Origin of the sequence: Streptomyces sp. NRRL B-1140 (assembly GCF_001280065.1) — a bacterium.
GTDB lineage: Bacteria > Actinomycetota > Actinomycetes > Streptomycetales > Streptomycetaceae > Streptomyces.
The window spans coordinates 1-14,310 of the sequence record NZ_LGEA01000111.1 but is presented as its reverse complement, the minus strand read 5'-3'; the positions used below and the strand labels follow the sequence as shown (position 1 = coordinate 14,310).

Annotated in this window: 11 protein-coding genes and 1 pseudogene; 5 read left to right on the top strand and 7 right to left on the bottom strand. The window is 67.7% G+C overall.

What is annotated here, in order from left to right; translation table 11 throughout:
• Positions 1 to 309 precede the first annotated feature (309 nt).
• Positions 310 to 1,083: a hypothetical protein gene (locus ADK65_RS38950; RefSeq protein ID WP_199825707.1), complete on the top strand. Its 774-nt coding sequence runs from the start codon at positions 310 to 312 to the stop codon at positions 1,081 to 1,083.
• 109 nt (positions 1,084 to 1,192) lie between these two features.
• Here ADK65_RS38950 and ADK65_RS37425 read toward each other — a convergent pair.
• The 3 genes and pseudogenes from ADK65_RS37425 to ADK65_RS38640 all read right to left on the bottom strand — a co-directional run.
• A pseudogene (locus ADK65_RS37425) lies at positions 1,193 to 1,792 on the bottom strand (transposase family protein); the annotation flags it as partial.
• Between the two features lie 43 nt (positions 1,793 to 1,835).
• Positions 1,836 to 2,222, bottom strand: a complete 387-nt coding sequence (locus ADK65_RS39355; protein WP_234352953.1) for a hypothetical protein — start codon at positions 2,220 to 2,222, stop codon at positions 1,836 to 1,838.
• A gap of 2,058 nt (positions 2,223 to 4,280) precedes the next feature.
• The gene (locus ADK65_RS38640; protein ID WP_159038822.1) at positions 4,281 to 5,024 is read right to left on the bottom strand and encodes a hypothetical protein; all 744 of its coding nucleotides are present in this window, start codon (positions 5,022 to 5,024) and stop codon (positions 4,281 to 4,283) included.
• Positions 5,025 to 5,504: 480 nt separating this feature from the next.
• Between ADK65_RS38640 and ADK65_RS25560 the strand changes: the two genes are divergently transcribed.
• The 4 genes from ADK65_RS25560 to tcmP all read left to right on the top strand — a co-directional run bounded on the left by ADK65_RS25560 (position 5,505) and on the right by tcmP (position 8,359).
• Positions 5,505 to 5,927, top strand: coding sequence for a hypothetical protein (locus tag ADK65_RS25560; protein ID WP_053673016.1), 423 nt, complete (start codon positions 5,505 to 5,507; stop codon positions 5,925 to 5,927).
• A 185-nt stretch (positions 5,928 to 6,112) separates the two neighbouring features.
• A complete protein-coding gene (locus ADK65_RS25555; RefSeq protein WP_053673014.1) occupies positions 6,113 to 6,448 on the top strand; it encodes a hypothetical protein in 336 nt (111 codons plus the stop codon).
• Positions 6,385 to 7,056 (top strand): hypothetical protein, encoded by a 672-nt coding sequence (locus ADK65_RS25550; RefSeq protein ID WP_053673013.1) that lies wholly within the window; start codon positions 6,385 to 6,387, stop codon positions 7,054 to 7,056. The genes ADK65_RS25555 and ADK65_RS25550 overlap by 64 nt, the downstream gene beginning before the upstream one ends.
• Positions 7,057 to 7,228: 172 nt before the next feature.
• On the top strand, positions 7,229 to 8,359 hold the full coding sequence (tcmP, locus tag ADK65_RS37415; RefSeq protein ID WP_159038821.1) for a three-Cys-motif partner protein TcmP: 1,131 nt from the start codon (positions 7,229 to 7,231) through the stop codon (positions 8,357 to 8,359).
• A gap of 46 nt (positions 8,360 to 8,405) precedes the next feature.
• Here tcmP and ADK65_RS25540 read toward each other — a convergent pair whose 3' ends face one another.
• The 4 genes from ADK65_RS25540 to ADK65_RS25525 all read right to left on the bottom strand — a co-directional run bounded on the left by ADK65_RS25540 (position 8,406) and on the right by ADK65_RS25525 (position 13,793).
• Entirely contained in the window at positions 8,406 to 9,152 is a 747-nt protein-coding gene (locus tag ADK65_RS25540) for a DUF5131 family protein (protein WP_053673011.1), read from the bottom strand.
• Positions 9,153 to 9,470: 318 nt separating this feature from the next.
• Positions 9,471 to 11,084: a hypothetical protein gene (locus tag ADK65_RS25535; RefSeq protein ID WP_053673009.1), complete on the bottom strand. Its 1,614-nt coding sequence runs from the start codon at positions 11,082 to 11,084 to the stop codon at positions 9,471 to 9,473.
• A gap of 129 nt (positions 11,085 to 11,213) precedes the next feature.
• On the bottom strand, positions 11,214 to 11,963 hold the full coding sequence (locus tag ADK65_RS25530) for a DUF721 domain-containing protein (RefSeq protein WP_324614305.1): 750 nt from the start codon (positions 11,961 to 11,963) through the stop codon (positions 11,214 to 11,216).
• A 69-nt stretch (positions 11,964 to 12,032) separates the two neighbouring features.
• Complete coding sequence (locus ADK65_RS25525; protein ID WP_234352952.1) at positions 12,033 to 13,793, bottom strand: hypothetical protein; 1,761 nt, start codon at positions 13,791 to 13,793, stop codon at positions 12,033 to 12,035.
• Positions 13,794 to 14,310: the final 517 nt, after the last annotated feature.

The window sequence follows — 14,310 nt, the reverse complement described above, 5'->3', positions numbered from 1 at the left end:
GTGGTCCGTGGGTCGGAAACGTCTGCCCGTCCCGGCATGGCGGGGCGGGGACCGAACGTGTGGCTCGGCGAGCAACCAAGACCAGGACAGCAGAGAGCCGGCCCCCCTGACCCCCAGCAGATCCCCTCATGGCACGGCAATTGCGAACACCGCCGCATTGCAGTGAAAGCCCCTGCTGGGAAGGCTCGTTCAATTACGGTGTTGGCCTACTGCCGAGGGGGATTCATGACGACTTATCCTGCTCGCCCGCTGCCGGATCCGGCACACGTGACGTCCTCGCTGCAGCTCGTCCTCGCAGCGAAGGAGCTCATGGCCTGCCTGGACCTGAGCGGCAGCCGGGTCGCCAATAAGGCACACCTGTCGACCGGGACCGTCTCCGGCCTGGTCAACGGCAGGGTCTTTCCTCGGGAAGCCACCTTCAAGGCGTTCATCACGGCTGGATGCGGACAGACCTGGGAGCCGTGGCATCAGGCATGGCAGCGGGCTCACCAGGACGACCTGCACCGGCGTCCCAGCGAGAGCCTGGCCGCAGAGGTTCACGAAGCCCAGAGCAGGATCGAGGTGCTCGAGCAGGCCCTCGCAGCCGCGGCCGAAAGGCTCGCGGAGTTGGAGGAGCGCGTCACCGCCGGCCTCGACGCCCGGCGTACGGACGAGGCTGCCGAACGCGAAGAGGCACGCCGCCGGACCGACGCCATGGACCAGCTCCTCGAAGCGGTGCCGGCACCCCGGTTCGCAGTGGAGCGCTGGGACCATCGCGACACCGGAAGCCAGCCGCTGTACGACATCTCCGCAGTGGATAAATTCCTCGAAGAGGTACGGACGCGGTCGAATGAAAGCCTCCTGAAACACCTGCTCAGAACGCATCCCGGAACGTTCAGGGATCCAGGCGGAGGCCAGACCTGCGGATACCGCGCCTTCGAGGTCGACCTCTACATGTCACAGCTTCGCCTGGCACTGGGCATCGACTGCCCCGACCCGAACCGGCTCCCAGGCCCCGCTCGGCAACTGCGCCACGCGCAGCAGCAGTCGCAGACAGGCTGGGGCGTGGAACCGGCAACCGAGGTGGCGGGGTTCTCCGATTGACCGCCCGCGGTCGGCCAGGGATGCGTGGCCGCGATGATCGTCGTCCGGGCCTGCCTGCCGAGGGGCGGGTGCAGGAGTGGAGAAAGGTGCGATGGCGGAGGAGCGTCGAGTCCGGGAGTTCGGTCTGGCCGCGCTGCCGACGGTGCGGGATGACCAATCCGGTGCCCGGGTAGCCGCCGTCGGCGATCGTGGTGGTCTTCCCGACGGCGGCTTTGGCGCCGGATTCCTCCCATGCCTTGCAGTCGTTGCGGTTCCCGGCGAGCGGCTGGCCGACCACGACGACCAGGCGGGTGTCGGCGTCGATGACGATCTGGTGGTTGGTGGAGTACCGGTAGTTCTTCGACCGCTCGGCGATGGTGTGGTCGCGGGTGGGTACCAGGGTGCCGTCGACGATGAGCACGGTGTCCTTGGCGAACTGTTTGCGGGGCTGGAGCGCGAGCATCGGCCCGAAGTGGTCGATGATCCGGTCCGCCGCCGACTTCGAGATCCCGAACAGCGGGGCGAGTTGCCGCATGGTCAGGTTCGTTCGCCAGTAGGCCGCGACCAGCAGGGCACGATCCTCCAGCGGAAGGCTCCACGGCCGGCCCCTGCGGACCACGTCCGCACCCTGGCGCCGCAGAACCGTTACCAGCTTCCCGAAGGCGCGAGGGCTCAGCCCGGAGAACGGGGCTATCCAGGAAGCTTCCGACGCCGTGATCACACCAGCCATACCAAGATCGTTTCATGGTGTGGCTGGCGGCTCGGCCCACCTCTCAGCTGCCGCTCAGCGGAGACGCCCACGTGGGGTCGTGTCGGGATCTCCTCGTGAGGTGGGCCAGGAGGTGCTCCGCCGCGATGGAGGCAGTGTCTTGCGGCGCGCCGACTGCGGTCAGGGCGGCGATAAGCCTTGCTGATGCTGTTTCCGGCACGTCCGGGTCGGTGAGGAGGGGAAGCAGCAGCAGGAAGCGGGTGGCCGTGTCCTGGACGCCTTCGTCCGCAAGCGACGGACTGTCAGCGATCCGGATCAGTTCGTGCCATGTCAGCCCAGTGCCCGAGAAATCTCCGTCCCAGCTGGCGATCTGCTCGGCGTAGCTTCTGCCTGGATGGGTGAGGAGGTAGTCGGTGCCGTACTCGCCATCCAGGTTGCGGTAGACCACCACGGCTCCGGGGCCGTCTTCGGCCGGCACCCTGAACGCTGGCCAGCGCCCCAGGGTCGAAGAGGACCTCGGACAGGGCATCGACATCGGCGCCGTCCTTGCCGAACCACTCTCGAAGCGGGCGCTCGGGACACCCCCCATTGCTGCACATCGCCAGGAGGTAGTTCGACCAGAAGCCCGGGTGGACCAGCAGTGACTCGCCCGGCACCAACGGGCCGACGTCGTATCCCTTGATCAGCACCCCTCGATCCTGTCACTAGCCACTGACACGGTCCGATCCGGAATCGGCAAGGGGGCGCCGTCCAGTTACGGGACAGCTCATATCTACGAGGGTTCCGCAGCAGGACTCAACTGGGTCAGTCGTGACTCCTCGACAACTCAACCGCTTGGGCAGCGCGCCGAACCAAGGCAGGCGAGGCGGGTGTGGTAGTGATCCGCACCACGGACGTGCCGACCCGGGCATATACGGCGTATACCTTGCCGCTGGGAGGTTCCTCCGTAACAGCAATGCGCTGTGGCCCGATCCTCTCGGCGGTTTGAAAACTGAGACGAGCCAAGGCCAATCGGGAACGCATGAGCCGTTCGGCTTCTCGTCGGGAAGGTGCAGTGTATTCGACAGAGATGCGGATCGATGGTGCTGCGCCCGTATCTGGCACATAGGTACAGACCGAAGGTCGAGGCAAACGCGTGCCAAAAATAGTGCGCCGCTGCGGAATAGGAGTGTACTTTGGGTTGGTTGACAGTTTACCGATTTGGAGAAGGTCACATGCATCTGGCCATCTGGCTGGCGACAAGCCAGCGAGGGCCGGGTGAAGGTTCCGCGGGTCGGCGACAAGACGGTATACGGTGAGTCGGCCAAACAGACTATCCGGAGGCACAGCCGTATTACCCTTCTCTTCCTAGATAGCCAATAGGTCGCCGTGGGATCCGATGAGTTCCGTGTGCAATACACTGCTAAGCACCGGAACCTGAACGGAGCGTCCGGAGTCAAGCGTCAAATGCTCGATATATGTAGCCATCGGCCATTCGTGACGAATCTGACCGATCATTGCGCTTCCTTCCAGCTCCAGAGAGGCGTAGACGGAGCGTTCCCAAAGAATCTCACCTCGATTGACATCGAAGGCGCGCAAACGGAAGGGTTTAGTTCCTTCTCCTGTGGATCCCTCTCCTGCACATAAAGCTCCGCCCCTTTCCGAGCCAGGCTCCATGCGTAACTATTTCCAAGTGACAATAGGCGCCCCGAGTCGGAATACACTCGAAGCTCCTGTCCTACCTTCACAGCGATGTCACCGGAGTTCGACGGCGTGAGAATCAACTCATAGGGGTACCCAATCGCGTCATAAGAACTAGGTTCGGCGGGCATGCGTATCGAGCGCTGCCAGAGTTTCGCACCGGTGAGGGAGTTCAGAGCGGTCAACTTGGCCAGGGACCCCGGGGATCGGTGCCACATAAAGACGTACCAGATGCTTCCTGCCCCGGCGTATACGGCGCTGTGCTCCAACCATGGGAAGCGTAGGTCCGCGATCGTGGGCTCGACACTCCATCGCTGAACGCCGGTATATGCATCGAATGCCTTGACGCGCACCGGAAAACCGCTGAAGACTGCGGCGATGTTTTCCGTGAGGGCCACACGCGGCCCTAGCCTGGAAGGGAGGGCGACATTCCTGTGCCATATCTGCCGGCCAGTCGCAACGTCGTACCCACGCAGCAGGACGGGATCCGAACCGACATCTGTCCAAGCAATCACTAGTATCGAGCCGCTGATGCGCAACTGCTCTGCTCTATATCCCTGGGGGATATCCTGAGGGAAGATCTCAGAGAGGCGGCCTCCGGTCGCCATTCTGCTAATCACCAGCCCTCGACCCTGGCGTGTTGATGACACAATGTATCCCTGGTCGGCATACAGACTGTTCAGCTCGCCGAGGTTGAGGTCCGCGTGCCACACTTCACGCACCCCTACTGCAGGAGGCCATGCACGAGCAGGCCCACCCGTCCCCACAACCCAGGGCCACAACGCCAGACATAGGGCCACCAATACGGGCCGGACCCACCGCCTCACTGTCAGCATTTCTGGTTAGTGGCCGACTGTACACACCAGCTGCCGGGAGGAGCCTGCACCCATGACCCTCCGGACTCGTTGAAGATCTGGGTGTAACCTCGAGGGCGATCCTGGGGCCCTGTGATGTGGAACGGTTTACCACCCGATGCACGGATGACAACTTCTTTGGACTTCCCGTCCGCGATCACGTTAACCAACACATCGAACTCGTACGCTGCTATGCGTGCGGTGAATGACATTGCTAATGTAGTCTGCTCGCCCCGCACTAGATCAATTTGATGTGTGCGGAAGTAGGCTCGGCTTTCCTTCTTCGCCTTTCCCTTGTTCATGACGAAAACAGGGTTGCGCCGGTCCAAGTTGGCAGCGAGGGGAATCGTACTGACCTCACCAGCAGTCGCCGGCAAGAAGTACGCCCCACTCAACCGGGGCTGCTTCCGCAGGATGCGAGGGCGCATATCAATCACTCTCGCCTTGCTCCTACCTCCCTCAAGTACGGCCACAACGTTCATCTGGCCGACCGGCTCCGCCCGTCGGCGTTGCAGAAAGTTCTGCCATTGCTCACTAGCGGCGGGCTCCGCCAGCATGGCCCGGTCTCGCTGGTTGGTCACCGCGCTTCGCAGCGCAAATGGCCCCTCATCCACGGAAATTGCGACGTTTGCGACCTTGATTGGCGGCTTTCCAGTGGCCCTGTCGACTACGTCGGGCGCGTCGTTCTGAAGCCAGCCGGTGAAGAAGGCGGTAGCCACGCCTCCGATAATTACTGCGCACACACCTGCTCCCCATGCCTTCAACGCAGTTCGCTTGGACGCTTGGGCATCGCCGTCGTCGGAAGCATCCGCGTCTCGCGTCGGCACACTCGCCGGACCGGAGGCCTCAGGCGTGCCTGCCGTAACACCGTCGCCATCCGCCCCCGATGCTGCATCAGCACGGTCACGCGCCGCAGGATCCTGTGTCATCCCGCCCCCTCGACAAGACTTGCGCACGAGCTTGCGGGACGCAGTTTGGCTCTACTTGATGCCTTAGACAACAGGTGAACCGAAATTGGTGCAATAGGATGAAATGAGTTTGCTCTTTGGCAAGAGCTGAACGTCTAGCAGACGAACTCGCGCGCTCAACCGCCGCGTCGGCGGTTGAGCGCGCGAGTTCCTGCTCGTGCCCCTCCAAGAATCTGCGAATTTGCCACTTCGGCCCGGACCCCCGCCAAGCGCCTGCGGGGCCAGCTCCTGGTGCACGCCGCCGAGAAGACGCTGGCCGCCCTGGCGGCCGACGGCACCGTGACCGCCGCCGACGTGCCCGCCATCCTGCGGCACCGCCGGGTCTGGGCCGGGCTGATCTCCGCTCTGGCACGGCACCCCAACCAGGTCGAGATGGCCATCGCGCTCCTGCCCCGCCTCCCCAGCCACGAGGTAGAGCAGGTCGTCCGGAACTGGGACCCCGACCGCACCCGCACCAAGGGCGCCGCGCCGGCCCCACCCGTGCCGCAGGCACTGTTCGACGCCGTCCTCGAAGCCTGCCTCACCCCGCTCGCCGCGTACCTGCTTCACCCGGAGCCCGAAGAAGGCGGGGAGGCCGTGTCCGCGTTCTTGAAGGACTGGTCGCTGGAGCTGGGCGGCCGCGCCGGCTGGGCGATGCTGGCCCGGTGCCCATAGCAGTGGGCGCAGCTCACCGCGCATCCCGTGTTCGGGGCGGCTGTCCAGCACCTGCTGTTGGACCAGGCCGAGACGCAGGCCTTCGAGGACGCCCAGCTCCGCGCCGCCGACCCCGACGGCGAGGAACTCCCTGCCGACCCGGCTCCCGCTCTCGCGAGGATCTGCTGCTCGCCTGCCTTCCGGCCTTGTGCCTGCCCGAACTGGCCGATCTGCCCAACCCGCAGGTGACCGCCCGCCGGACCCTGCACCACATCGCAAACCGCGTCCGCAGCAACCCGCGCCTGGCCGAACTCGCCGCCGATCAGCTGCACGCGGCCGTCGACGCTCTCGACACCCGCGGCCAGCTGCTCACCTGGTCGGAAAAGCAAGAGGGCGACCACGAGTTCGACGGCCGCGTCCTCCACCTCGCCGAGGACCTGGCCCTCCTCAGCGCCGGCCCCGACCACCTCGCCGGGGCTTGCGCCCAGCTCGCCCGGCTGCCCAGTCGGCCGTCGTCTCCCCCACGCCGAGCCGGACCCTGATCCGCGTCATCGACAACACAGATCCTGACCACGACCGCCTAGCCCAGCTCCTGGAACGCCACTACGAGCACCGCCGGGTCCAGGCTCTGGCCGGCCTCGCCGCCAACCCGCACACCCCGCACGCCGCCGTCACGGACGTCCTGAACGGGCTGCACCCCGCCGAACTGGCCTGGATCGCCGAGAAGGCTGGCGGCCCGGACTGGTTCCTCGCCGCGGCGGCCGCCGTCCCGGTACCCGAAGACGAGGACGACGGTGTGGTGCGGCTGCTGGACGACGATGAACTCGGCAAGCACCCCGACCCCGCGACCGTCCTGCAGTCCTGGCTCGACTCCCCAGCCACCGGCGAGATCCTCGCCCGCTCCGAGGTCTACCGCGCCGTCGTGAAGTCCCGCTACCGCACCCTGGAGCACCTGCGCCAGATCCCCGCCGACGAAATCCTCGCCCGCCACGAACCCGAAGTCGCCCTGAAGATCCTGCTGGACCACTGCGGGCGCAGCGCCGACCGATGGGAGGCCCTCGCCGCCGCCATGACCTTCGACCACGACGGTGAGAAGATCACCTTCGGAGAGCTCCTCGACTCCCTGGCGGGCGCGACCGCGGAAACGTAGAAGGAGCAGCAGAGCGACACGGCGCTCCTCGTACGCGGGCACGGCCAGGGCCTCTTGCTCTGTTCCCACTAGTGCCTCACCATCTGTGATCAGACAACTACGGCGAACCTGGGGTGGGGCGATGTCGTCGGGTACAGGCGGGGATTACTGGGCGGATAAAGCGCTTCCCAGCGTGTTCAAGCACGATCTCCTCAAGCGGTATCTGCCGCAGTTCGGCGGGATGACGGGCACGCATTCCCACGACAAGCGCGTCGTCTACCTCGACGGGTACGCGGGTGAGGGCCGCTACGAGAACGGCGATCCGGCGTCCGCGGAGATCGCGCTGAAGGTCGCTTCGTCCTTGCGTCATAAGCCCGGGCTCACGTTGGAGTGCTTCTTCTCCGAGCCTCAGGCGAAGTCGTTCGGCCGGTTACAGGAGGTCGTCCAGCACTACCTGGCTCGCGGTGTCCGGGCGCACGCTCATCGCGGTGAGGTCGACGGTGTTCTTGACCAGGTCGGTCAGCGGGCCGTCCGGGAGCCGCTGTTTCTCTTCCTGGACCCGTGCGGGCTTGTTCTGCCGCAGGACCGCCTTGTCGATGTCCTCGCGCGTAAGCGTCCGCAGAAGTGGCCTCCGACTGAGCTGCTGATGAACTTCAGCATGATGGCCGTGTGGCGTCTGGGCGGGCACGTCCGCTCCCCGAAGGGCAACGAGAAGTCGCTGCAGCGGTTCGACGACGTGTGCGGCGGGACCTGGTGGCGGGAGTACTTCGCCGACGCGGTGGCTTCCCGTCACCAGGACGGCGCGGCTGAGGATGCGATCGAGGCGGTGGCGGCCGAGTACGCCCGCCGTCTGGAGCGGCGTACCGGGATGCTCGTGCAGTCGGTGCCGGTGTCGCACTCGCCGCGCAAGCGGGCCGTGTACCGGCTGGTGTTCGCCACCCGTAGCCCGTATGGCCTGTGGGTGTTCGGCGACACGGTTGCCCGGGCCCGGGCAACGTGGTGGGAGACGCTGGAGGAGCGTGAAGAGGACGACGCGCTGTTCTCCGTGGCGTCGGTGACGCGCCCGGATCCGAAGGAGGTCGAGGCCAAGGCGGTGCCGGAGATCGCTGAGAACCTTGCGAAGCTTCTGGCACGGACCCGGCGGCCGGTCAGGCTCGTCGACCACACGCTGGAGGTCTTCGGGTCCTTCTATGGACAGGTCACCGAGCCGGTGGTGCGCAAAGCGGTACAACGTCTGCACGAGCAGGGCGGGACGCCCAGCAACGGCGTGGGCGTGAAGAAGACCCGGGAGATCACCCTGTATCCCGGCAACCTCGCGGCCTGATGTGTGGCCGGGCCTGACCGTGCCCGGCCCACAACGAGCAGATCGGTCAGGCTGCGACCGGCAGCGGCATCTGGTCCCAGGTCCGGCCCTCCAGGAGCCGGCCGCCGGCCTTGGGGGTGCGCCCGCCCCACTGCTTGAAGAAGAAGGCGACGCCAGCGTCCTGGCAGGTGTCGCGGATCTGGGTGACCCAGGCTTCGTCCAGAGCCCGGTGCCCGGGGCCGGACTCGCCGCCGGCGATCACCCAGTGAATGCCGTCCAGGCGCAGGCCGGCCAGTGGCCCCAGCAGCGGCTCGCAGGACAGGAACCGTACAGCCGAGGGGACTTCACGCAGATCGTCCACGCGCGCCAGCTCCTTCTCGGTCTCTACCGAGACGCCCATCCAGACGTTGTCCGGCCAGTCGAGCTTGGGAGCGATCTGTCGCAGGCGCCGGGCCCGCTTGGTGAGGACCTGGTAAGTGTGCTGCGGAGTGTCGGCCATGACCTGGAAGACCTGGCGGACGAAATCGAGCGGCACCCGCGCGTGAAACAGGTCAGACATCGAGTTCACGAACACCGTGCGCGGGCTCTTCCACCCATAGGGAACGTTCAGAGCATCCGGGTGCAGCGTGACATCGAACCCCGGGCCGGACGTGCGGGGATCACCGTCGTTCTGGTATTTCTCCGCCCCCATCGCCTTCAGCCGCTTTGCCAAAGTCAGGGCGTAGCAGTTGTCGCAACCAGGAGAGACACGGTCGCAGCCCGTCGTCGGATTCCAGGTCGCCTCGGTCCACTCGATTGCACTGCGGTCGCTCACCGGTCTCCTCCTGCCCTCGCATGCGTGGCCGTGCCTGCCGGGGCGGCCACGGTGTGCTGCCTAACGATGCCCCTTGGACCGCGACACCCGGGCAAGTACGCCGGTATCCGTACACCCTCGGTCGTTTCTCGTAACCTCACGTCTCGAACCTCCGTTCAGGAACCTAATGCTTGTGATCGAGCACGGTCGACACGGCTGTCTGCCGCTCTTCGCCCAGGTCCGCTTCTCGGTCATCACGCCACCTCGCCGGCGAGCTCTGGACCAGGTGACGGGCGCACACGCTACGGGTCGGTCTGCCAGGTGGAGCTCGGCTGTGTTCTACGAGTGAGCCTTCTTCAATCGGGTGTATTCCTTGGCCAGTTCGACCCGTGAGCGGTGCGGGCCGCCCAACGTGGTGCACCGCTGCTCGGGCTCCTGGCCGCAGTCAGGGCAGGTCACCTCGTACACCCGCCACGGCCGCCGCAACCGTTGCTGTTCCCTGCGTTCGTCGATGATCGGCTTCAGTCGCTCGTCGTGCGGCACCTGTCGCATCTCGCCGGGCATGGTGTCGACGGCGCATTGCTGGCCGCTGTCCGCCCCGCAGCGCGGGCAGCGCCTCTCCAGCCACCTCTTCCGGGTAATTTGCCGATGGAGCTGCGGAAGCCGCTTGCCTTGTCCGGGCTGGAGAGGGCCTGCGGTGTGACGTACCCGCTCCCTCCACGCCTTGACCTTTGCCTGACGATGCGGCCCGATGCTGCCGGCCTCGCTCGCTGCCCGAAGCAGCTCACGCACCTTGAGCCGCAGTACGTCCGGGTCCGGGTCCGGGGGAAGTTGGTCAAGGTCGTCGAGGAGGGTGTTCAGGCGCTTGCTCCTGGCCGCCGCGATGGCGGTGAGACAGGCGTCAGCCGCGTCGATCACGCGGCTCTCCTCCTCGGAACAGGCGTCTTTGGCGGCCGTCTTAGCATGCCGCAACAGCTTCTTGACCTTCCCGGCCCGCTTCTCGGCCACCGCCTGTTCCAGGCTGGCGAACAGCCCCCTGCGGGCCCCGACTTCCTTCTCGATCCAGAGGAGGCCGGAGCGCAGGGCGGCATCCAGCTGCTCCTGCAGCCGCGGGCTCACGCCGGCGAGATCCGGTATCTCGCGGCACACCGACTCCGCCAGGGCGATGGACTCGGTCCGGCGGGCGTAGAGCAGCTTGCGCAGCAGCTCCCGCGCCCGGGTGTCCTGTGCCGTGTCCGTGTTCTGCCCCGGCGTCCACTTCGTGGGCGCCGCCGCGCTGCGGGCCTGGATGATCCGCTGGACCGCCGGCGTCGACAGCCCGCGCTCCGTCACCTCGCACTCCTCCAGGGCGAACCACTCGGTGGGCCGCGCGAAGGCCTCGGTACCGATCCGCACCCGCCTGCTCGTGCCCTCGCTGTCCAGGCGGATCCGGTGCACGTACCAACGCCGGATCAGCGTGTCCCGGTCGACCGGGACGCCCAGGCCGAGCACCGGCTCCAGGCCGTCGTCCCACACCGGCGCCACCGCCTGGTCCAGGTGCACCCGCAGCGCGCCGCGCGGCCAGCGGATGTCGACGACGGAGCCGAGCGGCGCCCCGGCCGAGCCGGTGTACTCGAAGCTCGCCTCCTCGCCGTGATCAGCGAGCCAGGCCGCGGCCGCCGACCGCACATACAGGTGATCCGCGCTGTTCACGCCGCGGGCGCGGCGCCCGCACACGTGCGGCAGCCCGTCCGGATCCGGGTGATGGGCGAAATGACAGGCGCGATCCGTGTACAACTTCGTGGTCAACTGACCACCGCAGCCACCGAGCAAAGTCCCGCACCAGAAGGTCTCGCCCGCGTAGCGGTGGCGAAACACGTCCAGCTCGATCGCCTCCATCGGCAGCATCAGCGGCTCCTCCGACTCCGTACTGCTCAGCACCGCCGTCTGGATCCGCCGCCTGTCAGCCTGCACAAACGCTCCCGTCGCGTCTCACCGATCGTGCCAACTCATCGTGTCACCTGGGGCGTTCACCAGCCAGAGGGCCCCGTACGCAAGGGCGATGCCGCCACCTGATCCGTCACGTCCTCTCCGTTCGGCCGGTCAAGCCGTTCTACCCAACGACTGGGGCACGTCTTTGCTGGGCAGCGTTCCGGCCTTCTCCGCGCGGGCCCGGCGCAGGGCCGCAGCGCGGGAGACGTCGGCCTGACGACGGCGCTCGGCACGGACCTGCCCTATCGAAGCCGACGCATCGTCCGACACGACGTCGGGCTCGGGGAACGCGCGGCGGGGCAGCTTCCGCATCGCAGCGGTCTGCCGCTCCACCGCTTCCGCGATGTACGGGTCCACCCGCGACGGCGGCGCCGCCTCCTGGTGCGCGGCAAGCGCGCGGCGGTAGCCGTCCGAGGCGGTCTCCCTGGTACGCGGCGGCCCGGCGGGCGCGACCGCGGGCTCCGGATCGACGTCGGCCGGCTCGGGCACCGGCACCGCGCCGGGCGCCAGGATCCGCAGGGACCGGACGACCGTCCGACCTGCCGAATCGTTGGCGGCCGCGATGATGCGGGCCTGCTCCAGGCGGGCCTTCGTCGCCCAGGCCGACGACTCCGGGCACACGGTGAGCCGGCCAGAGTCGGCGTCGTACGACACGGCGGCGACGTGCCCGGCGAGCTCGGGGGCGATGGCCGCCCACCGATCCCGCAGCGTCGCGCCAGCGGCCGGGAGCTCCCAGGCCCGCTCGGTCACCAGCGCGCCGATCGCGGCACCGAGCCCCATCGGCTCGCGCCCGCCGCGCCGGACCACCGACGCCGTGCGCGGCTTGGGCTGCACCGTACGGCCGCCGCCGTTCTTCTGCACCGCCCACCTTGGCAGCGCGCAATGCGACGCGGGCCAGGTCGACGCCACTGAGCTGCGGAGTCTCGGTCATCACGCGACCTCCCCGGCCAGCCCCTGGACGCGGTGGACACCGCAGACGCTGCGCGACGGCAGGGGCTTGCGCCTGCACGGCACGTCTCCGTCCCGACCGGAACAGGTCTCCTGCCCGGCCGGGGCAGTCTGCGCGGGCACGACGACGGCGCCCAGCACGGCGGCCTCCTCTCGGCAGAGCTTGCACAGGCCGTCCTCGAGGGCGCGGCCGATCCCGACGATCCGGGCGCCGCAGTCCCCGCAGGAACCGCGCGGCGGACCCTCCACCTCGCGCTGCGCCGGGGCCGGGGCCGGCACCGGGTTGCGGGCCGCGTCGTCCAGCACGCAGTCGACGCAGCGGCCGCCCGGGCCGGGACGGGTGCCGTGCTCGGGACACAGGCCCTGCTCGATGCGCTGGGCACGGCGCCGGGCGGCGGCCTTGTCCTCGACGATCTCCGCACACACCTCGCAGTCCTTGCCGGTCGACCACAGCACGCCAGCCTCGCAGTCCTGGTAACCGCAGCCCCAGCGCGGCAGGGCCACACCCAGCAGCCACCGGCCCGGGTCGCGGATCTCCGAGACCATCACCTTGGCGAACCGGACGGTCAGCCGGTGCTGCAGGCGTTCGGCGTCGGTGCCCTCGCGCAGCTGGCGGCCCACCTCACGGGCGATCTGCCGGGCGACAAAGTCGCTGGTCACCCGCTCCAGCAGCAGGTGCACCGGCTCCAGCACGGCGTAGATGTGCGGGCTCATGGCCAACTGCGGTCCGTCGTACGACGACCGCGCCGACCCCCCGCCCCTGCTGCTGCGCTTTTCCGTTTCCGGCTTCGAGGGGGAGGGCTGGCTGTTTCCACCCGCGCGAAGCGCGAGACCACCGCCGGTCTCCGTACGCGCAGCAGCGTCAGCCGGGTTTTCCACAACCCCAGCGCCCTCAACTACCGGTACCTCGCCTACGGCGGGTGAGAAGAACGCGCGCTCGTCATCCGGTGAGTCAGTCCTATGTGATTCCTCATTCGCGAGGGATCCCTCACCAACCGGCGAACCCGATCCCTCACCAACTTGGGAACTAGCCGACTCCTGAGAACCACTGGTCACAGCCGCTTCAGCAGCCCCGGCGACCGCCGCGCAGCCACCGTCCGGACGGGCCTCGGGGGCGATGTCGTGCGCGATGTACCGGTTGCGCCCCTGCGCCCCCGCACGCCGCTGCACCGTCACCCAACGAGCCGCCTCCACCGCGTCCACGACCGCCGACGCCGCCGTCACCGAGATCGGCTGACCCGCCTTCTTGCCCGAGTGGTGGAACAGGCCGGCCGCCAGCTCCGCCTCCGTCAGCGCGATCCCCCGAGCCTGCGCATAGGCGATCAACGCGAACGCGCGCAGCTGCCGGGGCGTGAGGTCCTCCGCGGCCGCCACCGGCAGCCACACGAACGCCTCCGTACGCGTCATCGCCCGCACCGTCCGCACCGCCGACGTGCCCGTGCCGCCCGGCAGCGTCCGACGGTCCGAGAACAGCTCCACCACACCGTCCGGGCCCGGACGGCACAGCTGCGTCATCCCCCGCTCCACCGACGCCGGCGACATCCCCAGATACGAGGCGATCGTCGTGGACTTCGCCTGGCACCCCTCCGGACGCATCCCGAGCGCCTTCACCTTCACGTACACCGACAGCGCGACATCCGCGTACGCCGCCGACCACACCAGACGCATCGGCACCCGCACCCGCTGCCGCCGAACCGGCGCGGACTCTTCCACGGCAGCGGCCGACGCCGCGACCGCGCTCATCGGCCCACACACACGGACGAGAAAGAGATCATCTCGGCAGCCTTGCGCAGGTTGCCTGTGGACAGATTCCGAGCAGCGGTGAAATGCCTGCTCCCTCCCGCCCGGCGGGCAGGAACTTCGGATCGCGTCCCGCCCCACGGGACGGAGCTCCGGAGCACCGCGGCGGCCGGCGCCGCCAGGAGGACATGGGCCCCCCTCTCGGTATAGGTGCCGCGGACCGGGGTCGGTGTGACACTCCACCCCGAAGAATCTTCGTGACTAATGCCGTGAACAGGGCAAACAGGCTGTGCGAATCCCGTCACGTGGGAAACGCGGGGGGCTCGAACCGGTGTGAATCGGGCACGGTCGAGCTGACAAGGGACACCGATCTCGTGCACTATGGCGGGGACACCAACCTTCATAGGGATCGCCCCGACCGCGACCTAGGTGTATTGACCTGGAGCGTTGTTCACACGGCTGATCGGTGGCTGGCCTCCGAGTGCGGTGTGGCAGCGATGGTAGTTGTAGACGTGGAGGA